This window comes from Streptomyces sp. NPDC058470, assembly GCF_042721055.1.
In the GTDB taxonomy this organism is placed as follows: Bacteria; Actinomycetota; Actinomycetes; order Streptomycetales; family Streptomycetaceae; genus Streptomyces.
This window is the reverse complement of sequence record NZ_JBHXMF010000044.1, coordinates 36774-60822: the sequence shown is the minus strand read 5'-3', so window position 1 is coordinate 60822 and position 24049 is coordinate 36774. Positions and strand designations below refer to the sequence as shown.

Annotated in this window: 20 protein-coding genes; 13 read left to right on the top strand and 7 right to left on the bottom strand. The window is 69.3% G+C overall.

Going from position 1 to position 24049, the window contains the following annotated elements; translation table 11 throughout:
* Window positions 1-145: 145 nt before the first annotated feature.
* A complete protein-coding gene (locus ACFWP7_RS29025) occupies window positions 146-949 on the bottom strand; it encodes an SGNH/GDSL hydrolase family protein (RefSeq protein WP_384387015.1) in 804 nt (267 codons plus the stop codon).
* Window positions 950-1299: 350 nt separating this feature from the next.
* Here ACFWP7_RS29025 and ACFWP7_RS29020 point away from each other — a divergent pair, with 350 nt between their 5' ends.
* The 4 genes from ACFWP7_RS29020 to ACFWP7_RS29005 all read left to right on the top strand — a co-directional run bounded on the left by ACFWP7_RS29020 (window position 1300) and on the right by ACFWP7_RS29005 (window position 4927).
* Window positions 1300-2172 carry a TetR/AcrR family transcriptional regulator gene (locus tag ACFWP7_RS29020; RefSeq protein ID WP_384387012.1) on the top strand — a complete coding sequence of 291 codons (873 nt, stop codon included), beginning with the start codon at window positions 1300-1302 and terminating at the stop codon, window positions 2170-2172.
* Window positions 2173-2278: 106 nt separating this feature from the next.
* The gene (locus ACFWP7_RS29015; RefSeq protein ID WP_384387009.1) at window positions 2279-3481 is read left to right on the top strand and encodes a cytochrome P450; all 1203 of its coding nucleotides are present in this window, start codon (window positions 2279-2281) and stop codon (window positions 3479-3481) included.
* A gap of 32 nt (window positions 3482-3513) precedes the next feature.
* A complete protein-coding gene (locus ACFWP7_RS29010) occupies window positions 3514-3711 on the top strand; it encodes a ferredoxin (RefSeq protein ID WP_384387006.1) in 198 nt (65 codons plus the stop codon).
* A 1-nt stretch (window position 3712) separates the two neighbouring features.
* The gene (locus ACFWP7_RS29005; RefSeq protein ID WP_384387004.1) at window positions 3713-4927 is read left to right on the top strand and encodes an NAD(P)/FAD-dependent oxidoreductase; all 1215 of its coding nucleotides are present in this window, start codon (window positions 3713-3715) and stop codon (window positions 4925-4927) included.
* A 218-nt stretch (window positions 4928-5145) separates the two neighbouring features.
* On the opposite strand, the gene ACFWP7_RS29000 is transcribed toward ACFWP7_RS29005, so the two are convergent.
* From ACFWP7_RS29000 to ACFWP7_RS28985, 4 genes are all read right to left on the bottom strand, one after another.
* The gene (locus ACFWP7_RS29000; protein WP_384387001.1) at window positions 5146-6006 is read right to left on the bottom strand and encodes a helix-turn-helix transcriptional regulator; all 861 of its coding nucleotides are present in this window, start codon (window positions 6004-6006) and stop codon (window positions 5146-5148) included.
* Between the two features lie 114 nt (window positions 6007-6120).
* Window positions 6121-7563, bottom strand: coding sequence for an MFS transporter (locus ACFWP7_RS28995; RefSeq protein ID WP_384386998.1), 1443 nt, complete (start codon window positions 7561-7563; stop codon window positions 6121-6123).
* A gap of 218 nt (window positions 7564-7781) precedes the next feature.
* Entirely contained in the window at window positions 7782-8804 is a 1023-nt protein-coding gene (locus ACFWP7_RS28990) for a LacI family DNA-binding transcriptional regulator (RefSeq protein WP_384386996.1), read from the bottom strand.
* 94 nt (window positions 8805-8898) lie between these two features.
* Window positions 8899-9030, bottom strand: a complete 132-nt coding sequence (locus ACFWP7_RS28985) for a hypothetical protein (RefSeq protein WP_384386994.1) — start codon at window positions 9028-9030, stop codon at window positions 8899-8901.
* A 1044-nt stretch (window positions 9031-10074) separates the two neighbouring features.
* On the opposite strand from ACFWP7_RS28985, the gene ACFWP7_RS28980 reads away from it, so the two are divergent.
* Genes ACFWP7_RS28980 through ACFWP7_RS28970 form a run of 3 tightly spaced genes read left to right on the top strand, consistent with a single transcriptional unit; the run spans window position 10075 to window position 13887 of the window.
* A complete protein-coding gene (locus tag ACFWP7_RS28980) occupies window positions 10075-11124 on the top strand; it encodes an NAD(P)-dependent oxidoreductase (protein WP_384386991.1) in 1050 nt (349 codons plus the stop codon).
* Window positions 11121-12386: a M24 family metallopeptidase gene (locus tag ACFWP7_RS28975; RefSeq protein WP_384386989.1), complete on the top strand. Its 1266-nt coding sequence runs from the start codon at window positions 11121-11123 to the stop codon at window positions 12384-12386. The genes ACFWP7_RS28980 and ACFWP7_RS28975 overlap by 4 nt, the downstream gene beginning before the upstream one ends.
* Window positions 12387-12432: 46 nt before the next feature.
* Window positions 12433-13887 (top strand): NAD-dependent succinate-semialdehyde dehydrogenase, encoded by a 1455-nt coding sequence (locus tag ACFWP7_RS28970; RefSeq protein ID WP_384386987.1) that lies wholly within the window; start codon window positions 12433-12435, stop codon window positions 13885-13887.
* A 253-nt stretch (window positions 13888-14140) separates the two neighbouring features.
* On the opposite strand, the gene ACFWP7_RS28965 is transcribed toward ACFWP7_RS28970, so the two are convergent.
* The gene (locus ACFWP7_RS28965) at window positions 14141-14833 is read right to left on the bottom strand and encodes a GntR family transcriptional regulator (RefSeq protein WP_384386984.1); all 693 of its coding nucleotides are present in this window, start codon (window positions 14831-14833) and stop codon (window positions 14141-14143) included.
* Window positions 14830-15339: a VOC family protein gene (locus ACFWP7_RS28960; RefSeq protein ID WP_384386982.1), complete on the bottom strand. Its 510-nt coding sequence runs from the start codon at window positions 15337-15339 to the stop codon at window positions 14830-14832. Before ACFWP7_RS28960 ends, ACFWP7_RS28965 begins: the two co-directional genes overlap by 4 nt.
* 140 nt (window positions 15340-15479) lie before the next feature.
* On the opposite strand from ACFWP7_RS28960, the gene ACFWP7_RS28955 reads away from it, so the two are divergent.
* The 6 genes from ACFWP7_RS28955 to ACFWP7_RS28930 all read left to right on the top strand — a co-directional run bounded on the left by ACFWP7_RS28955 (window position 15480) and on the right by ACFWP7_RS28930 (window position 23947).
* Window positions 15480-17660 (top strand): thiamine pyrophosphate-dependent enzyme, encoded by a 2181-nt coding sequence (locus tag ACFWP7_RS28955; protein WP_384386979.1) that lies wholly within the window; start codon window positions 15480-15482, stop codon window positions 17658-17660.
* A 1-nt stretch (window position 17661) separates the two neighbouring features.
* Window positions 17662-19059 (top strand): 2-oxo acid dehydrogenase subunit E2, encoded by a 1398-nt coding sequence (locus ACFWP7_RS28950; protein WP_384386977.1) that lies wholly within the window; start codon window positions 17662-17664, stop codon window positions 19057-19059.
* A 211-nt stretch (window positions 19060-19270) separates the two neighbouring features.
* A complete protein-coding gene (locus ACFWP7_RS28945) occupies window positions 19271-20464 on the top strand; it encodes an amino acid ABC transporter substrate-binding protein (RefSeq protein WP_384386974.1) in 1194 nt (397 codons plus the stop codon).
* The gene (locus ACFWP7_RS28940) at window positions 20461-21345 is read left to right on the top strand and encodes a branched-chain amino acid ABC transporter permease (protein ID WP_384386972.1); all 885 of its coding nucleotides are present in this window, start codon (window positions 20461-20463) and stop codon (window positions 21343-21345) included. The genes ACFWP7_RS28945 and ACFWP7_RS28940 overlap by 4 nt, the downstream gene beginning before the upstream one ends.
* A complete protein-coding gene (locus ACFWP7_RS28935; RefSeq protein WP_384386969.1) occupies window positions 21342-23186 on the top strand; it encodes an ATP-binding cassette domain-containing protein in 1845 nt (614 codons plus the stop codon). The genes ACFWP7_RS28940 and ACFWP7_RS28935 overlap by 4 nt, the downstream gene beginning before the upstream one ends.
* Window positions 23186-23947 carry an ABC transporter ATP-binding protein gene (locus tag ACFWP7_RS28930; protein ID WP_384386966.1) on the top strand — a complete coding sequence of 254 codons (762 nt, stop codon included), beginning with the start codon at window positions 23186-23188 and terminating at the stop codon, window positions 23945-23947. Before ACFWP7_RS28935 ends, ACFWP7_RS28930 begins: the two co-directional genes overlap by 1 nt.
* Window positions 23948-24049: the final 102 nt, after the last annotated feature.

The following is a 24049-nucleotide window of genomic DNA, read 5'->3' as shown; positions in this document are numbered from 1 at the left end:
TTTTACACCCACAACACGCAATACTTTTTTTTTTTGTGTGTGGGGGGCTGGTTTTTTTTTAAAACAGCCCGGGGGGGGGGCTGTGGGGGCGTCCCCCCGACGCGGCGCACCCCCCTCACCCGATACCTCTATCCAGCCCGCCCGGTCATCCGGTCAGCGCGTTCAACGCGGCGAGATAGCCGTCGCGGTGACCCGCCACATTCGGGTGGTAGGACTCGTTGAGTTTGTCCCATTCAAGGCTGGTCAGCCAGACGGTGCCCGCCGAGCAGATGGTGTGCGGGTCGAATACCGGCCGGGCGTCCAGGAATGTGAAACCGGCCTCCGCCGCACGGGCGGACATGACACCTGCCAGGGTGTCGGCCGCCGAGTTCACGGCCCTTCGTTCGGTGTCGCTCAATCCGAAAATTCCGCAGGTCCCGCTGATGGTGTAGAACCGCGGATAACCGATGACAATGACTCGCGCATTGGGTGCCTTGGCCCGCACCGCCGCGTACGTCTGCGCCAGCGCGGTCGACAGAGTGGTCTGTGTGGCCTGCTTCGCCGCCTCGACTCCGTCGACACAGTCCTGGTCGTCGACGGTGAGGACGCAGTTCGCCAGCACATCGACGAAACCGACGTCGTTGCCGCCGACCTGAATCGTCACCAGCGTGGTGTCCGCGGTCAGTTGGGGAACCTGCGTGTTGACCACGTCGGCCGTGGTCGCACCGGAGCACGACGCCTCCACATAGGCGACCGACGGGTGCTGGGCCGCCCACAGCCGGGAGTAGGCCAGCGGGCCCCGTCTGCACAGGTCGTTGACGGCGTCGTCGTACGTCCGGGTCCCGGGGGCGACGGCGTACGAGTCACCCAGAGCCACGTACTTGCCTTCGGCCGCCTGAGCCGAGCTCGATATCGTGACCGCCCCGACGAATGCCAGCAGGACGGTGAAAAGTACCCTTAATGAACGCACGGAAATACCTCTCCATGGCAGATGAATTAGCCCCCATGAATAGCAGTTCAGGACGCCCTCGCGCTGCCGCACCCATGAAGAAGTGATGACGTTTCAGGAGCGGACGGATGCCGGTGCCCACCGGGCCCCGAGCGGCTGCCCAATGGCCGAGAATTCACCATGCCGACGGTTTGAGATCAGCGGGTCCGGAATCAATACCCTTGCCTGAAAGGTCCGTTCGAACTGATTGATGCCAATTTCCGCCTCGGCGAACTTCGGAGAAACCAGGTCCCCGCGGCCCCTCCGGTCCCAGGCGGGGCCCCTGCCGGTCATGGATGATGTGCGGGTCCGAAGAATCGGAAGGAGATCGCATGGCGGGGGAGCCGAAGGCCCGTACACCCAATCGCTGGGGCGAGGGGGGCAAACTGCGGGAGGAGATCCTGCTCGCGGCGGAGCGGCTGCTCGGGGAGGCCGGGCGCGAGGATGCCCTGTCGCTGCGGGCCGTGGCCCGGGAGGTCGGGATCGCTCCGCCGAGCATCTACCTGCACTTCAAGGACCGCGCCGAACTGGTCGCGACACTGATGGAGAAGGCGTATGGGGAGTTCACCGCGGAGTTGCGCGCGGTGGGCGAGCGGCATCCGGCGGACGATCCGGAGGGCGCGCTGCGGGCGATGGTCCTGTGGTACGGACGGTTCGCACTGGAGAACCCGGCGCGCTACCGGCTGATGTTCGGGGTCGAGCAGTCCGCGCTGCCGTTGGAGCAGTTCGCCGGGCACCCCGTGATGAAGTTGATCAACGTGTGGGCTCGAGCCTTCGCGGCCTGCGGGTTCGAGCTGGAGCCCGACCCCTTCGGCGACGTCCGCGCATCCCGCGCCAGGTCCGCGGGCAGTGCGGACGGCACGGGCAGTGCGGACGGCACGGACGGCACGGGCAGTGCGGGCGGCACGGGCGGCACGGCCAGTGCGGGGAGCACGGGCGGCACGGGCAGTGCGGGGAGCACGGGCAGTGCGGGCAGTGCGGGGAGCACGGGCAGTGCGGGCAGTGCGGGGAGTGCGGGCAGTGCGGGGAGTGCGGGCAGTGCGGGGAGCACCCCCACTCGTATGTCCGCCGACCGCCGCGGGGCCCTGCTGTGGACCACGCTGCACGGCATCACCACGCTCCGGGTCGCGCTGCCCGTTCATCAGACCGCGGATGCCATGCCGGCCCTCGCGGACGATCTGGTGACCGCACTCTTGGCCGGATAGCGACGTTGCCCCGGCAAACGAGGGAGTACGCTGACGACAGTTGCCTAACACCGTTAGCCAACTGCTCCAAGGAACCACGCGCTCACCAGAGCCTGGAGGTACTGCCTTGCCCGACACCGGTCTCGCACCCCCCACACTGCCCACCGACCGGGGCACTTCCCCCCTTGATCCGCCGGGCGAATACGCGCACTGGCGTACCGAGGGACCGATCCGCCGGATCGCCCTCCCGCACGGGCCCGTCCACTGGCTGGTGACCCGCTACGACGACATCCGGTCCGTACTCGCCCACCCCGCGGCCAGCTCCGACATCACCCGCGAGGGCTTCCCGACCCCACGCGCGGGCAACGTCACCCGGGCCCCCGGCTTCTTCATCACCATGGACGATCCGGACCACGGCCTGCTCCGGCGCATGCTGACCCGCACCTTCATGCTCAAGAACGTCGAGGCGATGCGCCCCCGGCTGCAGCGGCTCACCGACCAGCTCCTCGACGAGCTGGCCGAACAGCCCCGGCCCGCCGACCTGATCGAGAACTTCGCGCTGCCCTTCCCCTCACTCGTCATCTGCGAGCTCTTCGGCGTGCCCTACGCCGACCGAGAGGTGTTCCAGCGGAACTCCAAGGTGCTGGTCGACCTCACCTCCACCCTGGAGGAGGTCAACGCGGCCCTCCAAGCGATCCAGGACTACCTGCTCGGGCTGTTGAAGGAGAAGGACCGCAACCCCGGCGACGACCTCTTCAGCGAACTCGTCGTACGGCGGATCCGGACCGGCGAACTCACCCCCGAACAGGCCGCGGGCATGGGCACCCTGCTGCTGGTCGCCGGGCACGAGACCACCGCCAACATGATCGGCCTGTCCACCGTCGCGCTGCTGCGCAACCCCGACCAGCTGCACCACCTGCTCGCCGAGCCCGAGTCGGTGCCGGCCGCGGTGGACGAACTGCTGCGCTACCTGACGATCGTGCACAACGGCCTGCGCCGGATCGCCCTCGATGACTTCGAGATCGGCGGTGTCACCGTCAAGGCCGGCGACGGCCTGGTGATCCCGATTCAGTCGGCCAACCGCGACCCCGCCGTCTTCGACCTCCCCGACGAGCTCGACCTCAGCCGCTCCGCCCGCAACCACCTCGCCTTCGGCTACGGCGTCCACCAGTGCCTCGGACAGCCCCTCGCCCGCGCCGAACTGCAGATCGCACTGCCCACGCTCTTCCGGCGCTTCCCCGACCTGAAGGTGGCAGTCCCCCACGAGGAGATCGCCTTCCGCCGGCAGAGCAGCGTCTACGGCATCTCCGAACTGCCCGTCACCTGGTGAACAACCCCACCGCGAAAGGACCCACCCCCCACATGAAGATCGAGATCGACCAGGACAAGTGCGTGGCCGCCGGGCAGTGCGTGCTCGCAGCCGCCGACGTCTTCGACCAGCGCGACGAGGACGGCATCGTCGTACTGCTGGACGGAGCACCGCCCGAGGACCAGTACGAGGCCGTACAGGAAGCCGCGCAGCTGTGCCCCGCGCTCGCCATCACCCTCCGCGAGGAGTGAGATGACCACGTCCGGACGCGTGGTCGTCGTCGGGGCCTCGGCCGCCGGACTGACGACCGCCCAGAGCGCCCGCACCCAGGGCCACACCGGCGAGATCGTGCTCGTCGGCGAGGAACCCGAGGAGCCGTACGACCGGCCCCCGCTGTCCAAGCAGCTGCTCAGCGGGGACTGGGAGCCCGACAGGCTGACCCTGCGCCCCCGCGCCGACCTCGACAAACTCGCCCTCGACCTGCGGCTCGGCGTACGGGCGAGCGCCGTGGACACCGCGGCGCGGACCGTGGCACTGGTCGACGGCTCTTCCCTCACCTACGACACCCTGGTCATCGCCACCGGAGTGACCCCCGCACGGCTGCCCTTCGGGCACGACCTGGCCGGCGTCCACATCCTGCGCGGCTTGCGTGACGCACTGCGGCTGCGCACCGAACTGCACACCGCGCGCCGGCTCGTCGTCATCGGCGCCGGCTTCCTCGGTGCCGAGGTCGCCGCCGTCGCCCGCGGCCTCGGCGTCGACGTCACGCTCGCCGACCCGCAGCCGCTGCCGCTGCTCCGGGCGCTGGGCGCGGAGGTCGGCGGCATGCTGGCCGACGTACACCGCGACAACGGCGTCGACCTGCGCTGCGGTACGGGCGTACGGGCGCTGCACGGTCGGGCGGGACGGGTCCGCGAGGTCGAACTCGACGACGGCACGACCGTGCCCGCCGACGCCGTCCTCGTCGCCATCGGCTCGAAACCCGAGGTCGGCTGGCTGGCCGGCTCCGGCATCCCGCTCGGCAACGGCGTGCTGTGCGACGAACACGGCCAGGTCCTGCCCGGAGTGTTCGCCGTGGGCGACGTGGCCGCCTGGCGCGACCCCCGCACCGGCCGACACCACCGGGTCGAACACCGGATGACGGCCACGGACCACGGCCGGATCGTCGGCCGAGCCCTCGCCGGGACCGCTCCCACCGAAACCCCGCTGATCCCGTACTTCTGGTCCGACCAGTACGACCTCAAACTCCAGTCGTACGGCCACCCGAGCGCGGACCGCGAGTTCACCGTGGTCGAGGGCTCCCTCGCGGAACGCCGCTTCGTGGCGGTCTACGGCGGCAGCCCGGGCGAGGAGAACGTCGTCCGCGCGGTGGTGGCCAGTGGTATGCCACGCCAACTCCGCACCTGGCGGCAGTCGGTGGTGGACGCGGCGCCTTGGCCTCGGCCGGCGAGCGTGGGCCCGTACTGACCGGAAACAGAGACAGTCCGTCTCCGTTTCCTGCGCGGCTGCGTGCTGCTCGATGGACGGGCCGAGGCCACTTTCGGTACGCCGCCCCGGCCCGTCAGTTCCCGGACAGCGCGCGGCCCGGTTCGGCGCGCAGAATCGCCTGGAAACCAGCCGTGGCACTGATCGACGCGGTACCGGACTCGAACACCTCGCCGTGGAGCTGCGTGTGGCGGCTCCGCTCAGCGTGAGCGGACCGAGTCCAGGTCCACCGTGAGGAGTTGCAGTGCCGCCTCGTGCGGGGAGTCGGGCACCGCGTGGTAGAACTTCAGGATATTCCCGTCCTGCAGGTCCGCGGAGTGGTACATCAACTCGAGTTCCCCCACGACGGGGTGGTCGAAGAGCTTGGTTCCCTCGATACAGTTCGCCACCCGCTGACGGCACCAGAGTTCCGCGAACTCCTCACTCTGAATGGTGAGTTCGCCGATCAATCCGGCCAACTGCGAATCGTGCCGGTGATTACCGCAGATGAACCGCAGATAGGTCACGTTGGACTGCGATTCCATGGACCAATCACCGTACAGCGCCCGGACGTTCTCATCGAGGAAGTTCAGCTTGATGAGATTGGGACGCTCCTCGGCGATCTCCGGCAGGCCGAAGTCCAGATGGGGTGCGAACAATCTGTGGTACTGGGAGTTCCACGCGAGGATGTCGCACCGGTAGTTCAGCACGGCCACAGCCGCGTTACCGAGCGACCCCACCAGCATTCTGGTGGAAGGGCTCAGCTGATCGGTCCGCGGCGCCTGCTGCTGCGGGGCCTGAACCGAGGTGCCGATCTTGAGCAGATACGCCTGCTCGTCGGGGCCCAACTCCAAGGCACGGGCAATGGCCAGCAGGATCTGAGGCGAAGCATGTGCGGTCTGTGACTGCTCGAGCCGGGTGTAGTACGTCTGACTCACACCGGCCATCGCGGCCACCTCCTCGCGCCGCAGCCCGGGAACCCGCCGCGATCTGCGGTTCTCGAGCCCGACCTGCTCAGGCCGGATGCGTTCGCGCATCTGCCGCAGGTAACCGCCCAGGTCCGTGTTCACGATGTGCTCCACCCTTCAATTGTCGAAGTGCCGGACCACTCCGGCAAGTTCGCCTCGGATCTCCACCACCGCCGACGCAGGCCGGGGAGGCGGTCCGCCTCCCCGGCCTGCGGTGAGATCCGGTCGTCACACCTGCTGCTGCCGGGGCTGCCTGCGCAGGGCAAGCCAGAGGAGGACCCCGACGGCGATCTGCGCGAACGCCGCCACGCCGATGGCCAGGTGGATACCGGACAGTTCCTCGGCTACGCCCACCGAGCCGTGTCCGATGCTCGCGGTGAAGACCGCGCTCAACAGTGGAATTCCGATGGCCATGCCGACCTGCTGGCTCTGCGTGGCCATACCGGTGGCCATTCCCTGCATGTCCGTGTCGACGGACGAGGTCGAGATGACCATGAAGGACAGCATCGCCAGCATGGAGAAGATCGCGTTCACGAACTGGGTGGCGATGAGCGGCACCAGCCAGCCGGTGTGTGCCGTCATCCAGATGCCGGGCAGCATGAACAGCCCCTGTCCCAGCAGGGCGGTGCCGAGCATCGCACGCGGCGGAACCCGCTCGAGAACACGCGGACCGATCAGTCCACCGAGAATCTGGCCCACCCCGATACCGACCAGAACCAGGCCCGTAACCAGCGACGAAAGTCCGAGTACGTTCTGGACGTACAGGCCGGTGAAGAAGATCAGCGCGGTCTCGCCGCCGAAGATGAACAGTGCGGCCAGATTCCCGAATGCGACCTCTGGCTTCCGCAGCACCTGTACGGGCACCAGGGCATCGGCGCTGCGGCTCTCCACGCTCCAGAAGGAACCCAGCAGAACCAGGGCGGCGACCATGCTGCCGACCGACACGGTGTCCAGCCCGTCCTCACCGGCGCGCGTGATTCCGTAGATCCCGACGAAGAGCCCCACGGTGATGAGGAGCGCACCGGGCAGATCGATGCGGCTGCGGCTCTCGCCCCTGCTCTCCTGGACGACGAGCGGCACGACGACGATCGCCGCGATGGCTACGGGAATATTGATGAAGAAGGCCCAGCGCCAGGACAGCAGATCTGTCAGCACCCCGCCGAGGACCGCCCCGACCGTGAATCCGGAACTCATCATCACGCCGTTGAGTCCGAGCGCCTTGTTGCGCAGAGAGGGTTCGGTGAAGGCGGTGGTGAGCAGGGCCAGCGCCGCCGGTGTGACGGCCGCGGTGGCCAGCCCCTGGAGGGTGCGCGCCACCAGCAGCAGCTCGGGGGAGGTGGCGATGCCGCCGATGAGGGAGGCAACAGCCAGCACCGCCATGCCGGCGATGAAGATCCGCCGACGCCCCAGATAGTCACCGACACGGCCGAAGACCAGCGTGCATCCCGCCGCGCACAGGGCGAACGTGGTCGTGATCCACTGCAGGTTGCCCGCAGTGAACCCGAGGTCCACTCCCACGCGGGGCAGTGCGACATTCAGCACCGAGAAGTCGGCGGCCATCATGAATTGGGACGCGAGAAGCACCACGAGAGCGGAGACCTGGCGTCCGGTCATTCGGGTGGCGGATGGCTGCTCGGTGGCAGCCGTCGTGGCGGTCGTGGCGGTCGTCATGGGCCCAGCCTGTGGTGCACGGCTCTGACCAGCCAGATCCCCCTTGACACTACCCCCACGGAGACTGTCACCGGCAGTGTCACCTTCACGACAACCACCGGCCGGTCGCGGTCCAAGCCTCCGTCGCCAGACCCTTGGAACCACCGCCGCGGCCGCGGGGGCGCACAAGCAACCCTCGATCCGGCTGACCACCGGAAGTACATATAGGGACTGAGTGGTCAGCGCCCTGCCGGTTCCTTCGTCGACGCGCGGACGACGAGGGAGACCGGCAGCAGCACCGAGCGCGCCGGGCGGGCGGGCCCGTCGAGCGCCTCCAGCAGCATCCGGGCTGCTTCGACGCCGATCTGCTGGTGCGGGACGGCGACCGTGGTCAGCGGGGGGCTCAGCTTGTCGAGGAAGGGCATGTCGTTGTACCCGACGATGCTGATGTCGTCCGGGCAGGTGATACCGCGCTCGGCGCAGACGTCATAGGCACCCAAGGCGAGCAGGTCGTTGCCCGCTATCACGGCGGTGAAGTCCGTGCCGGCGTCCAGGACCTCACGCAGCGCGCGGGCTCCCTCGGCCTCGGCCCAGAAGTCGCAGGGCACGACGAGCGCGGGGTCCTCGTCGAGGCCGTACTCCCGTACGGCGTTGCGGAAAGCCCTGGCGCGGGTGACCCCGGTGGAGGTGGTGGGCGGTCCGGCGAGGTGGAGGATCCGGCGGTGGCCGAGCCGGGCGAGGTGGCCGACGGCCAGCGCGATCCCGGTCGCGTCGTCCGGGGTGACGGCGGGGACGTCGAGATGCTCGGTGCGGCGGTTGACCAACACCATCTTCACGCCCTGCTCGTGCAGTTCGGCGAGCAGGGGGTGGTCCAACCGTGCGGTGGCCACGATGAGCCCCTCGACCTGGCGCGACCGAAGGGACTCGATCTGGGCCTTCTCGCGCGCCGGGTCGTTGTCGGTGTTGACGATGAGTCCGCTGTACCCGGCGGGTCCGAGGACGTCGTCGATGCCCCGGACGATCGGGGGGAACAGGGGGTTGGTCAGATCGGGCAGCACCACGCCGATGCTGAGCGACTTCGCGGTCTTCAGGCTGCGGGCAATCGGGTTCGGCGTGTAGCCGAGGGACTTGGCGGCGCGGCTGACGCGTCGGGCGGTATCGGCGTTGACCAGCGACCGGGTGCTGGGGTTGAGCGCCCTGGACGCCGTGGCGACATGGACGCCCGCGGCCAGAGCCACGTCCCGGAGCGTTGTCTTCTGCACAGAGGAATCCTAGGGGGCTTCGGTGCAGACGCGCAGTGGCGTCCGCAGGAGGGGACAGGCGCGCAGGGCTGCCGGCCAAGGGCGTGGGAGCAGATCAGCCCGGCGCGAGGGCGATGGGCTCCCGCCCGTCCACGATCGTCGGCAGATGGAGGCCCCGCAGGCCGACCCGCGTGGGGAGCGCTGCCTGCTCGACGGCCCACTCCGTGACCTCGACGGCCCCCTCCATGCCGAGGCCTTCCCAGGGGACTTCAGCCGGGTGGCGTACCGCTTCGCCAGGGAATGGTCGAATCCGGGGAGCGCGTTCGCCTGGGAACGGTCGAATCCCGGAGGCACGTTCGTCAGGGAGTGGTCGAGCCCGAGAGGCACGTTCGCCAGGGAACGGTCGTATCCGTGAAGCCCCTTCGCCGGCGAGCCGTCGAGTCCGAGAAGCGCATTCGCCAGGGAACGGTCGAATCCAAGAGGCACGTTCCCCAGGGAACGGGCGAATCCGTGAAGCCCCTTCGCCGGCGAGCCGTCGAGTCCGAGAAGCGCAGCGGCCGCCTCGGCCCTCCTCCTGGCTGCCGCCTCGTGGTCCCGTTCGCCGGCGGTCACGGCGCGAGCGGCGTCCCGGAGCCTGGCGTCCCGCCATAGCGCGGGGACGACCCGCCGAAGTGCGGAGACGACCCACCGAAGTGCGGAGACGACCCGCCGTAGTGCGGGGACGAGAGTGTCGCCGCACGCGCCGCTGACGACGGTGCCCGGGCAGGGCGGCCGGTCGTCGGTGGCGAAGGCCGGCATCCGGCACCCCGCCGCCTCGACGGCAGGTTCGTTGCCGGCGTCGGGTGTGGTGGCAACTCTCCTGTCGGCCGGCGAGGCCCGAAGGCACTTGGGGGCCGAGCCGAGCGCGATCAGTGTGTACTCCTCGCGCCGACGCCAACGGGGTCGACCAGGGCCTGGAGGGCGCGGGCGAGGCCGGAGGCAGGCACTTCGACACCCAGGGGGTTGTCAGGGGCGAATCTGTACGCGCTCACATGGTCCGACCCGGTCCGGGCCGGGCGACCGGGACACCCGTCGAGGAGAGCAGGGCGGACGGTGTGGGCTCTCCCGTCGACCGGGATGGCGGTCATGGCTCTCTCCCAGGTCTCTCGGACGCGACTGGAAGCCGAGTCTACCGGAGAGTTGCAGTCGATTGCAGTGATGGATCAGGACTTGGTGCGACCTCAGGCGCCCCCTTGATCCACTCCTTGCACCCCAGTTGTGCATTGCACGGTGCTTGACGCCGCCGTTGGGTGTGGGCAAAGCTTGCAGTCGTTTGCAGGAACTTCTTCACGCGTCCCGCGACGCCCATAAGTGCAATCGATTGCAGGAGTGGCCCATGAACGAGACAACGACACGGCTGCCGGACCTGCGGCTCGGATGGATCGGAGCCGGGCGCATGGGAGCGGCCATGGCCGCCCGCCTGGGTGACGCCGGGGCCGCGGTGACCGTGTGGAACCGCACCCGGGCGAAGGCCGAGCCACTGACCGCGAACGGCTGCGCGATCGCCGACACGGTGGCCGAACTCCGCGGACTCGACGTCGTGTTCACCATGGTCTCGACGCCCGCCGATCTGGAGCAGGTCCTGCTCGGTGAGGGCGGACTGCTGGCCGACCCGGGCCATGTGCCGGGCATCGTCGTCGACTGCTCAACGGTCTCCACCGCCTCGTCGGAGTCGGTCCGCGCCGCCTGTACCGAGCGCGGCGTCGCCTTCCTCGCCGCCCCGGTCAGCGGAAACGGCAAGGTCGTCCGCGCCGGAGAACTCAGCATGGTGGCCTCCGGGCCGCAGGAGACGTACCAGAAGGTGGAGCCCTTTCTCCGCCGGATCGGCCGGTCGGTGACCTACGCCGGTGACGGCGACGTGGCGCGGCTGGTGAAGATCTGCCACAACCTGTTCCTCGGCGTGGTCACCCAGTCCCTGGCCGAGATCACGGTGCTGGCGGAGAAGGGCGGCGTCTCGCGCGCGGCGTTTCTCGACTTCCTCAACAACAGCGTCATGGGGTCACCGTTCACCCGCTACAAGTCGCCCGCCTTCGTGAACCTCGACTACACGCCGACCTTCACACCCGTCCTGCTGCGCAAGGACTTCGACCTCGGTCTCGCGGCGGCCAGGGAACTGGACGTACCCATGCCGCTCGCCGCCGCCACCGCCCAACTGGTGCAGGCCAGTGTGGGCAGCGGACGGGTGGATGAGGACTTCGCCATCCTGCTGGATCTCCAGGCGCAGAACTCCGCCCTCAAGCTCAGCCCGGAGAACGTGCGGGTCGACGACGGTCTCGGTGCGGCCGACGAGGTGGCGAAGTGAGTGCCCGTCCCGCCGTCGGGTCGGCCGTCACCCCGATGTCGGCCCCCGGGCACATGGCCGTGGACTACGAGCAGCGGGTCGACTTCGACCGGCTGCGGGCGTACCGGCTCGCGCGTGCCAAGGCGTCCCTGGAGGCGAGTGAGTGCGGGGCCTTCCTACTCTTCGACTTCTACAACATCCGGTACACGACGCAGACCTGGATCGGTGGAGCGCTCGGGGACAAGATGACCCGGTACGCGCTGCTCACCCGCGACGGTGAGCCGATGCTGTGGGACTTCGGATCCGCCGCCCGGCACCACCGGCTCCACGCGCCGTGGCTGGACCCGGACAACTGCCATGCGGGCATGCTGGGCCTGCGCGGGGCCATCGCACCCAGCGCGGGGCTGATGGAGTCGGCGGTGCGCCAGCTCAAGGGGCTGCTGGAGGACGCCGGGGTCGCCGACGCGCCGATCGGGGTCGACATCGTCGAACCCCCGTTCCTCTTCGAGATGGAGCGCCAGGGTCTGCGGGTGGTGGACGCGCAGCAACTGATGCTCGATGCCCGGCAGATCAAGTCGCAGGACGAGATCATGCTGCTGACCCAGGCCGCGGCGATGGTCGACGGCGTCTACCAGGACATCGTGGACGTGCTGAAGCCCGGGATCCGCGAGAACGAGATCGTGGCCCTGGCCAACAAACGCCTCTACGAGATGGGGTCGGACCAGGTCGAGGCCGTCAACGCGGTCTCGGGAGAGCGGTGCAACCCGCATCCGCACAACTTCTCCGACCGGCTGATCCGCCCGGGCGACCAGGCGTTCTTCGACATCATCCACTCCTTCAACGGCTACCGGACCTGCTACTACCGCACCTTCGGCGTGGGCAGCGCCACCGCTTCCCAGCGCGAGGCGTACACCAAGGCCCGCGGATGGATGGACGCCGCGATCGGCACGGTGAAGGCCGGAGCTGGTACGGACGAGGTCGCGGCGGTCTGGCCGAAGGCCGAGGAGTTCGGCTTCGAGAACGAGATGGCCGCGTTCGGCCTCCAGTTCGGCCACGGACTCGGGCTCGGCCTGCACGAGCGGCCGATCATCTCCCGGCTGAACAGCATGCGCGAACCGGTCGAGTTGCAGGTGGGGATGGTTTTCGCCCTGGAGACGTACTGCCCCGCGAGCGACGGCTTCTCGGCCGCCCGGATCGAGGAGGAGGTCGTGGTCACCCCGGAGGGCCCGCGCGTCCTCACGCTGTTCCCGGCCCAGGACCTGTTCGTCGCCAACGCCTACTGAGTCGCCAACGCCTACTGAGCAGCTCCCGTACGAAAGGTGCTCGACCATGGACGACAACACCCCGGACTCTGCGGTGCCCACCGATCTGTACATCGGCGGCAAGTGGACCGCGGCCTCGGAAGGCGGCCGCTTCGACGTCCGCGATCCGTCGACGGGCCGGACCTTCGCCACAGTGGCGGACGGCACGGTCGCCGATGCCATCGCGGCCGTCGACGCCGCCGAGCGGGCCGCGGCCGGCTGGGCCGCGACCCCGCCCCGGGAGCGCGCCGAGATCCTGCGGCGCTGCTGGGAGCTGATGACGGCACGGGCCGAGGAACTCGCCCGGCTGGTGACGCTGGAGAACGGCAAGGCGCTCCCCGACGCGCGGGGCGAGGTCGCTTACGCGGCGGAGTTCTTCCGCTGGTACGCCGAGGAGGCGGTCCGGACGTACGGGACGGTGCTGACCGCACCGTCGGGGACGAACAGGATCCTGGTCGTCCAGCAGCCCGTCGGGATCGCGGTGTTGGTCACGCCGTGGAACTTCCCGGCCGCTATGGCCACCCGCAAGATCGGCCCGGCTCTGGCCGCCGGGTGCACCGTCGTGCTCAAGCCGGCCAGCGACACCCCGCTCACGGCGCTGGCGATGGCCGCGATCCTTGAGGAGGCCGGGGTGCCGGCGGGGGTGGTCAACGTGCTGCCCTCCCGCCGTTCGTCCGCGGTGGTGTCCGCCATGCTCCATGACCCCCGGGTGCGCAAGCTGTCCTTCACCGGCAGCACCGAGGTCGGGCGGGTTCTTCTCAAGGAGGCCGCCGACCAGGTGGTGAACTGTTCGATGGAGCTGGGTGGCAACGCGCCCTTCCTGGTGTTCGCCGACGCCGACCTCGACGCCGCGGTCGACGGCGCGATGGTGGCGAAGATGCGCAACGGCGGCGAGGCGTGCACCGCGGCCAACCGCTTCTACGTCGAGGCCTCCGTCGCCGAGGAATTCGGCCGCCGGCTGGCACGGCGGATGAGCGCGGTACGGATGGGGCCCGGCATCGACCCGCAGACCGAGGTCGGACCGCTGGTCAACGAGGACACCGTGGCGAAGGTGGACTCCCTGGTCCGTTCGGCAGTGGCAACCGGGGCCCGGGCGGTGGTCGGTGGCCGGCGCCCCGACCGCGAGGGCTTCTACTACGAGCCGACCGTGCTGCTGGACGTCCCGCCCGACGCCCCGATCCTCCGCGAGGAGATCTTCGGCCCGGTCGCCCCCCTCGTCACGTTCGAGGAGGAGGACGAGGCGGTCCGGCTGGCCAACGACACCGAGTACGGGCTGGTTTCCTACGTGTACACCGGCGATCTGGCGCGCGGTCTGCGGATCGGCGAGGCGCTCGACTCCGGCATGGTCGGCCTGAACCGGGGACTCGTCAGCGATCCCGCCGCGCCTTTCGGCGGCACCAAGCAGAGCGGGATCGGCCGCGAGGGCGGCCACGAGGGCGTCCTGGACTACATGGAGTCGAAGTACATCGCGGTGGGGTGGTGAGTGCCGCCGGTCCGGATCGTGTTCCGCCACGTGGTGTAGCCGATCAAGTAAGCGGAACGCCCAGGTCGTGGCGCTGATCGCCTTTGCCGGTGGCTCTGTCGGGGCTTAGGGAACCGGGACCGGCGATGACTGCCTGGCGGTCCAGGACGAGAGGTGCTCGCCGGACCCGGACCGGAGGTGACAGGTCATGATCGGCTACACCACGGCAGGGGACGCGGCCCCGCTCCGCCGGGCCCCAGGCCGCCGGGCTGTCTCACCGCGGGGTCTCCTCGAAGATCTCGGGGTGTCTGCCGAGCTCGATCCGGGTCCGGCGGATGTGGCCGCTCAGAAACCGCTCGGCGTCGACGGTGTCGCCCTGCTCCACCGCGTCGAGGATGAGCCGGTGCTCCGAGTTGACCACCCACATCCGGCCCGGGCCGCTGAGCGACACGTACGCCCGGCGGTAGTGCTGGGTGGAGTTCCAGAGCCTGGTGACCGTCGCGGTGAGCTGGTGGACGCCGCACCCCGCGTAAGAGCCCAGGTGGAACTCCCGGTCCAGGGTGAGGAATTCGCCGATGTCGGTGGTGGCCTCGATGCGCCGTTGGATCTCCGTCAGGCCGTCGATGGCATCCCGGTCCAGGGCCGGGATGCTCTGAGCGAGCGCGAGCGGTTCGAGCCGTTCGCGCATCCGGTAGACGACGTCGACCTCGTGCAGGGTCAGCCGGGGCACCCGGGCGCCCCGGTTGGCCTCGTGTTCGGTCAGGCCCTCGGCCTCCAGGATGCGCAGCGCCTCCCGCACCGGGAGCCGGCTCGCCCCCAGGCGTTCGGCGACCTCCTCCTGGCGGATCCGTGTCCCCGGGGCGATGGCGCCGCTGAGGATGGCATCCCGCAGGTGGGCCGCCACCCGCTGGCTCGCGGCGGCCGCGCGCGACGGGGACGGCCCGGTGTCCGGTGTGCTGGTGGTCATGCGGTGGCTGGTCCTTGCTGCCGGAGGCGGTCGAAGGCCTTGCCATGGGGATAGGAGACGAGCTCGAACTGCATCCCCCAGGGGGCGAGGAAGTAGATCCAGCGGTTCCCCTCGGCGGGGCCCCTGCTCGGTGTCGGGCCGGCGAGAACCTGGACCCCACGGTCGCGCAGATAGGCGACAGCCTCGTCGAGGTCGTCCACGTACAGGGCGACATGGTGGCCGCCGACGTCGCTGTTCCTCGGCGGGACGTCCCGCCGATCGGGAGCGGCGTAGTCGAACACCTCGAAGACCGCCTGGTCGCCGCAGCGGAAGAAGCGGTTCTCCCGCACCTCCGCCCGGGGATGGACGTTGAGGTGGTCGCGCATCCAGTCGTCGTCGCCGCGGAACGGCCCGAGGGAGTACAGGAACTCACACCCGAGGACATCGACGAGGAAGCGGGTGGCCTCCTCCAGATCGGGCACCGTGAACCCGATGTGGTCCAGCCGTTTCAATCCCGGAATGGCCATATTGGATCCTTTCTGACTCTCAGTTTCTCTGCATACCGTGCATGATGCCAGGAAAATCATGATCTGCCCCCGGCGCATCTCTAGATAATGGATCCAATCCTGTGGCAGTCTGCCACTGCAAACGATTGAGGAGGCTGCCCGTGACCCAACACCGCAAGCTCAAGGCCGCATCCCCGTGGGTCGAGGTTGTCGCCACCGAGAGGGACTGGGACGCGGCATCCCCCGAACTGCTGCGGACCATGCTCGGCCAGCTCGTGCTGATCCGGTCCTTCGAGGAGTACGTCCTCGAACTGGCCGGCGCCGGGCTGGTCCACGGGCCGGCGCACTCAAGCATCGGGCAGGAAGGAGGCGCGGTCGGATCGGTCCTCGCGCTCACCTCCGCCGATGCCATCAACGGATCCCACCGCGGCCACCATCAGTTCCTCGCCAAGGCCCTCCACCACATCGCACCCAAGGGCATGGACCCCACCGCCGAACTCTCCCCCGAGATACGCGAGGTTCTCCTGCGTACGCTGGCGGAGATCTGCGGTCTGGACCGGGGCTGGAGTCACGGGCGCGGCGGCTCGATGCATCTCCAGTGGCACGAGGCGGGTGCGGTGGGGACCAACGCCATCGTCGGCGGCGGCGTCCCGATGGCCGCCGGGTACGCCTGGGCCGCCCGCCAGGCGGGCACCGAGGACGTGGCCGTCACCTATTTCGGGGACGGCGCCGTCAACATCGGGTCCACGCTGGAGACTTTCAACCTCGCCTCCGCCTGGCGGCTGCCCGTCTGCTTCTTCATCGAGAACAATCTGTACGCGGTCTCCACCAACGTCGCCGAGGCGACCGGCGAGCCGCGGCTCTCGGCCCGCGGGCTCGGATTCGCCATCCCGAGCTGGAAGGTCGACGGGATGGACCCCCTGGCGGTCCACCTCGCCATGCGGGAGGCCGTCGCCCATATGCGGGCCGGACACGGCCCCACGATGATCGAGGCGGACACCTACCGCTACTTCCACCAGAACGGCGGCTTCCCCGGCTCCTCCTTCGGCTACCGCTCCAAGGAGGAGGAGCAGCACTGGCGGGCCCGCGACCCCATCGAGCAGGTCTCCGCCCATCTGGCCCGGCGCGGCATCATGACGCCGGAGGAGATCGCCGCGGTGTCCGCGCGCGCCGCACAGGTCATGGCCGAGACCGGCGACGCGCTGCTGGAGCCGCTCCCCGACGGCAAGCCCGGGCAGCGCAGGATCAGGCCCGCGGAGTGGCCGGACCCGGCGTTCGCGGACGTCGGGATCCGCGGGGATCTCAGCGAGTTCCACGACGCGCGCTTCGCCGAGCTGGATTCCTACCCCGGCGAGGTGGCCGAGCAGCGGCTCGTCGACGCCGTCGCGGCCGTCCTGGGCCGCCGGATGGAGACCGACGAGTCCGTGGTCGTCATGGGCGAGGATGTGCACCGCCTCAACGGCGGCACCAACGGCGCCACTCGCGGGCTGAAGGAGCGCTTCCCCGACCGGGTCCTGGGAACCCCGATCAGCGAGAACGCGTTCGCCGGGCTGGGCGGCGGGATCGCGCTGGACGGCCGGTTCCGGCCGGTTGTGGAGTTCATGTACGCCGACTTCATGTGGGTGGCCGCGGACCAGCTGTTCAACCAGATCGGCAAGGCGCGTCACATGTTCGGCGGCGGTGGCGACGTCCCGTTCGTCCTGCGCAGCAAGGTCGCCATGGGCACCGGGTACGGTTCGCAGCACTCGATGGACCCGGCCGGGGTGTTCGCCACCGCGCCCGGTTGGCGCATCGTCGCCCCGACCACCCCGTTCGACTACGTCGGGCTGATGAACAGCGCGCTGCGCTGCAACGATCCAGTGGTGGTCCTCGAACACGTCGACCTCTACGGCGCCACGGGACCAGGGCCGGTGGACGATCTGGACTACTGCCTTCCCGTGGGCAAGGCCGCGGTGCGGCGCCCCGGTTCGGACGTCACGGTGATCTCGTACCTGGCGATGGTCGGATACGTACTCGACGCGGTGGACCGGCTCGGTTCCGTCGACGCCGAGGTGATCGATCTGCGGTGGCTGGACCGGGCGAGCATCGACTGGGACACCATCGAGACGAGCGTACGGAAGACCGGCCGGGTCCTCATCGCCGAGCAGGGCGCCCTCGGCACGTCGTACGGCGGATGGCTCGCCGACGAGATCCAGCGGCGGCTCTTCGACTGGCTGGACCACCCGGTGGAGCGCGTCACGGGCGGAGAGGCCTCTCCCAGCATCAGCAAGGTGCTGGAGCGGGCCGCGATCGCCCAGAGCGACGAAGTCGCCGCCAAGCTGCGCGAGATGACGAGGTTCTGAGATGGCGAACGTGCTGCGGATGCCCGAAGTGGCGGCGAACGTGACCGAAGCGGTTCTGCACGAGTGGTTCGTGGCGGACGAGGCTCGCTTCGAGGCCGCCGACCCGATCGCCTCGGTCGAGACGGACAAGGCCGTCGTCGAGGTCGAGGCCGAAACTCCCGGAGTCGTCCTGCGCCTCCTGGTCCCGGCCGGAACCCAGGTCGACGTCGGCGCGCCGATCGCCCTGCTGGGCAGCCCCGGGGAGCAGGTCGGGGACATCGACGCGGTCCTGGCCGAGCTCGGGGTGGCGGCCGCGACGGCGCTGACGGTGCCGGAGCGCCGCGAGGTTCCGGCGAACGGCTCCGAGGGTGTCGCGCCGGACGGCGGCTCCCCGGGCCCTGTGCCCAAGGTCCCTGAGCCGGGCCCAGAGCCGGCCGAAGCGCCGCCCGAGGCGCGCCCCGCCGCCCTCGCCCCGGCAGACGGTCGGCGGATCTTCTCCAGCCCGCTGGCCCGTCGGGTCGCCCGGGAGGCGGGTCTGCCGCTCGACGAGATCACCGGGACCGGGCCGCACGGGCGGATCACGCGACGCGATGTGGACGCGGCCGTGGCCGCCAGGAACGCCGCCCCTGCACTCGCGGCCGCCGGGAACGCCGTCCCGGCCCGGCAGGAGGACAACCCGGCGGACGTTCCAGGGGCCGTCCCGGCCCCGGCGCGGTACCCCGGCAGCGCCCTGCTGCCGTCCGCCTACACGGACGCACCCCACGGGCGGATGCGTGCCGCCATCGCCACCCGTCTCACACAGAGCAAGCGGGACGTGCCGCACTTCTATCTGCGCGCCACCGTCCGGGCCGACCGGCTGCTGGCGCTGCGCCGCAGGCTCAACGCCTCGGGCGACGTACGGATCTCGGTCAACGACCTGGTGGTCAAGGCTGCGGCGCGCGCTCACACCCTGGTGCCCGCGATGAACGTGGTGTGGCTGCCCGAAGCACTGCGGCAGTTCACCTCGGTCGACGTGTCGGTCGCCATCGCCGGCGAACGAGGCCTGGTGACGCCGGTGTTGCGCGGGGTCGACGGGATGGCCGTCTCCGCCGTCGCCGCGGGCGTACGGGACTTCGTCGAACGGGCCAAGGCGGGCCGGCTGCGTCAGGAGGAGCTGGAGGGCGGGTCGCTGACGGTGACCAACCTCGGCATGTACGGCACCGAGGAGTTCGCCGCGATCATCAACCCGCCCCAGTCGGCCATCCTCGCCGTCGGCGCGGCGCGTGAGGAGGTGGTGGTGGTGAAGGGCCGGCCGGCGGTGCGGAGTGTGATGCGGGTGACCCTGTCGGTGGACCACCGGGCGGTGGACGGCGCGCTGGCAGCCGAGTGGATGCGCGCGTTCGTCGCCGTGGTGGAGGAGCCCGTACAGATCCTTGTCTGACCCACTCCTCGGTGCAGTCGTTTGCATCGATGCTCAAGGATCAATCGCTTCAAGATCTCGTCACGGGGTCATAAAGACCAGCCTGGGGATATTTCCGACCGAGTCCTTGACGTGACGAGCCTTTCTCATGAGACTGCGCGAAACCGCAATCGATTGCGGTCAGCAAGGAGGAACGATGCCAACAAGCCCACAACGTCGTCGGCTGATGGTCATGGCTGCTGCGAGTTTCCTGCTCCTGGGAACCGCCGCCTGCGGTGGCACTGCCGGAGGCGACACGAACGGCCCGATCAAGATCGGTGCCTCCCTCCCGCTGACCGGCGAGTTCTCGCAGCCGGGCCAGGCGGCGAAGCGGGGTTACCAGGTCTGGCAGGAAATGATCAACAAGGACGGCGGCCTGCTGGGACGCGACGTCGACCTCGTGATCAAGGACGACGCGTCCAACCAGAACTCGATTGTCGCCGACTACAACGCCCTCATCAGCCAGGACCGGGTCGACCTGCTGCTCGGCACCTTCTCCTCCCTGCTGAACCTGCCCGCGTCCGCGGTCGCGGAGCGCAACCAGATGCTCTACGTCGAGCCGGCCGGCGGGTCCCCGGAGATGTTCAGCCGGGACTTCAAGTACCTGTTCTTCAGCCAGCAGGCCACGGCCGACAAACAGGGCGCGACCTTCGCCAACTGGATCGCCGGCCTCCCGGCGGACCAGCGGCCGAAGACCGCTGCCTACCCGGAGCTCGACGACCCCTTCGCGGCGCCGAACGCCGAAGGCGTCAGAAAGACCCTGGAGAAGGCCGGTATCCGTACGGTGTACCGCCAGACGTACGCGATCGACACCAAGAACTTCGACTCGATCGCCGGCGCGATGAAGTCGGCCGCACCGGACCTGGTCGTCAACGGAGCGCAGTTCGAGGACGGCGTCGGCCTGGTCCGCTCGATGGCCAAGGCCGACTTCACCCCGAAGTGGCTCTACCAGACGAGCGCCCCCTCGCTGGGCACCCAGTACGCCAAGGGGGTCGGCGCGGAGAACACCGAGGGCGTGATGTTCGCGATCAGCCACGCCGTCCAGGCCAAGACCCCGGGCAACGCGGAGTTCGTGGCCAAGTACCGCTCGATGTTCAAGGAGGACCCGCCCGAGGACGCGGCCGATGCCTACGCGGCGGCCCAGACGCTCCAGGCGGCCGTGGAGGCGGTCGGCAACGTCTCCGACCAGGACAAGATGGCGGACTGGCTGCGCGGGAACGACGTCCAGACGATCCTCGGCGAACTCGGCTGGAACGAGGACGGCAGCCCCACCGGCTCGTTCCTGATCGGTCAGTGGCAGGACGGCAAGGTGCAGGTCGTGCTGCCCGAGGACGTGGCGACCGCCCCGCAGATCGTCCAGGGCTGGAAGCCGGGAGGCACGGGATGACCGAGCTCCTCCAGAACCTGATCCTGGGGCTGCTGCTCAGTGGGGTGTACGCCCTGGCCGCCGCGGGACTGACGCTGATCTTCGGCGTGATGCGCGTGATCAACATCGCGCACGGCGCCTTCCTGATCCTCTCGGCGTACATCACCTACGCCCTGTGGAACGGCCTGGGCATCGACCCGCTGCTCTCCATCCTCATCACCACACCGGTCGTCTTCGCCCTGGGCTGGCTCACCTACCGCACGGTGGTCTCGCCCCTCCGCAACGCGCCGATGGCCTCCACGGTGCTGCTCACCTTCGGGCTGGCCCTGGTGCTGGAAGCGGCCATGGGAACCATCTGGGGCAACGACTCCATCACCATCCGCCCCGCCTACGCCGACCAGTCCTTCCTCGTCGGCAGCCTCTTCCTCCCCAAGTCCCAGGTCTACGGCGGGGCCGTCGCGGTCCTGGTGCTGGTGACCCTGTGGCTGGTGCTCACCAAGACCTGGCTCGGCCGCTCCATCCGGGCCGCGGCGGTCAACCCCTCGGGCGCGCAGCTCGTGGGCATCAAGGTCGCCTCGGTCGGCGCGCTCGTCTTCGCCCTCGGGATCGCGGCGGCCGGCGCGGGCGGTGCCATCGTCGGAGTCATGTATCCCTTCGTTCCCGGGGCGCACTACCAGTGGATCGCCCGGCTGCTGGCGATCGTCGTCCTCGGTGGCATGGGAAGCATGGGCGGTGCCGTCCTCGGAGCCCTGATGTTCGGCGTGGCCGAGACCCTCACCTCCGCGTACGTCTCCCCGTCCTGGGCGACGGCCGTCCCCTACCTCATCGTCTTCGCCGTCCTGCTCTTCCGGCCCCAGGGCCTCCTCGGCTCCCGACTGCGTGAGGATGCGGTGGCAGCGTGAACACGAATCTCCGTACCCTCGACCAGCCCTTGTGGATCGGGCGGATTCTCGCCGCGATCGGGGCCCTGGCACTCCTGGGATATCCGCTGGTCTCCCAGGACGCCTACTACCAGAACATGATCATCCTGTCGCTGGTCTTCGCGGTCGGCGCCGGCGGGCTCAACATCATCACCGGTCTGGCCGGCTACGTCTCGCTCGGCCAGGGCGCCTTCGTCGGACTCGGTGGCTACACCATCGGGACGCTGGCGACCCACTTCGACAGCGTCTCGCCCTGGTTCTGGATCCCGGCGGCAGGTGTCGTCACCGCGCTGGTGGCCGTCCTCCTCGGACTGGTCTCGCTGCGCTCGCGCGGACCCTCCTTCGTCATCATCACCGTTGCGTTCCTCTTCCTCACCCAGGTCATCGCCATCAACTGGGTGGACCTCACCAACGGCACCGCCGGACTGACACTCCCGCTGCCGTCGTGGAGCCGCGACATCATCAACTGGCCCTTCTACTACTCCCTGGTGGCCATACTCGCCCTGCAACTGCTGATGACGTGGTGGATCAGACGGACGAAGTTCGGCATGGGTCTCGTCGCCATCCGTGAGGACGAGACCAAGGCGGCCACCATCGGGGTCGCGCTGCCCACCCACAAGGTCCTGGCGTTCGTGGCCAGCAGTGTCTTCGTCGGCATGGCAGGCGCGGTGTACGGCTACTACCTGACCTTCATCGACCCGCGGGGCATGTTCAGCATCCTGATCAGCGTGCAGATCGTCCTGTCGCTCCTCATCGGCGGCAAGGCGACCCTGTGGGGTCCGGTGATCGGCGCGTTCGCCATCGAGCCGCTGAACGAGTACGCGAACAACAGCCTCGGCGGAGGCAACACCCGGCTCTTCCTCTTCGGCGGACTGCTGATGGCCGTCGTGATCCTCCTCCCTGACGGCGTGCTCCCCGCGGTGGAGTCACTCCTGCGCTGGCGCCGCACCTCCGGCAAGGCCGGCCTGGTGGGAGCCCGGATCGGCACCGGCGGCTCCCTCGCCTCGCTGACCTCCTACGCGGAACGCGTCCGGCCCCCGGCGCACGGGACCACCCCGGCCCCCGCCCTGCTCGAAGTCTCCGGTCTGCGGAAGAGCTTCGGCGGGCTGAAGGCGGTCGACAGCTGCTCGTTCACCGTGCCCGAGGGCTCCATCACCGGTCTGATCGGACCCAACGGCTCCGGAAAGACCACCGTGTTCAACCTGATCGACAACACCATCGCGCCGGACGCGGGCCTGATCACGCTGGCCGGCCGGCGGATCGACACCCTCCCCTCCTGGGAACGGGCCCACCTCGGCCTCGGCCGTACCTTCCAGATCACCCGGCTGTTCGGTGAGATGACCGTCCTGGAGAACGTCGTCGCCGCGCAGCGGAGTTTCTCCTGGCGACAGCTCGGCCGGATCGCGGTCAGCGGCCGGGAGGCGGCGGCCGCCGACGAGCTGCTGGAGTTCGTCGGCATGCGGGCGTTCCGCGACCAGAAGGCGCAGGCCCTCTCGTACGGTCAGCGCAAGCTCGTCGAGCTCGCGCAGATCCTCATGCTCGACCCCAAGATCATCCTGCTCGACGAGCCGGCCGGAGGCATCAACCCGGTCCTCATCGAGCGGATGGGCGAGATGATCCGCGAGCTCAACGCGTACGGCAAGACGTTCCTGATCGTCGAGCACAACATGCCGTTCCTCCTCGAACTGTGCGACCCGATCCGGGTGCTCGCCCGCGGATCGGTCATGGCCTCCGGCACCCCCGAGGAGATCAGGACCGACCCGCGTGTCATCGACGCCTATCTGGGCGACGACTTCGAACTGGAGCAGGAGGCGGTGAAGTGATGTTGGAGATCCGCGGCCTGGTCGCCGGCTACGGCGGGGGCGATGTCCTCCAAGGCGTCGACATCGACGTCGACAAGGGTGCCCTCGCGTGCATCGTGGGGCCGAACGGCGCCGGCAAGTCCACCGTGCTCAAGGTGGTCAGCGGCCTGCTCACGCCGCGCCTGGGAGAGATCCGGCTGGCCGGGCAGCGCATCGACCGGTGCTCGCCCTCGGAGATCCTGCACCGCGGGATCTCCCAGGTGCCCCAGACAGGCGCCCTGTTCCCCAACCTCACCGTCCGGGAGAACGTGCTGCTCGGCGCGTACATCATCCGCCGGGACCGCAAGCTGGTCCGCAAGCGGTACGACCAGGTCGCCGAACTCTTCCCCTTGGTCACGACACGGGCCGACGACAGCGCGGGCAATCTCTCCGGCGGCCAGCGCCGCATGGTGGAGTTCGCCCGGTCCCTGATGCTGGACCCCGCCCTCCTGCTGCTCGACGAGCCCTCGGTCGGTCTCGATCCCAAGGCGCTGCACGTGCTGTACACCTCGGTGATGCTCCTGCGCGACCTCGGCAAGACGATCCTCATCGTCGAGCAGAACGTGCGCTTCGGCATGCGGATGGCCACCGACGGCGTGGTGATGGAGAGCGGCCGGGTGGTCGCGCAGCGCCCCGCAGCGGCCATCCTCTCCGACCCGGACCTCGCCCAGATGTACTTCGGCGGCACCACCGGCCACGCACCGTCGGCAGACCTCAGCGAACCCAAGTCCGCGAAAAGCTAGCTGCTCCCTCTCGCTCCTGCGTCGCAGAAACCACGTGCCGACGGGCCTCGCGGCCCGTTGTCCACCCTGTTTGGAGCCCCCTGTCGGATTCGAACCGACGAC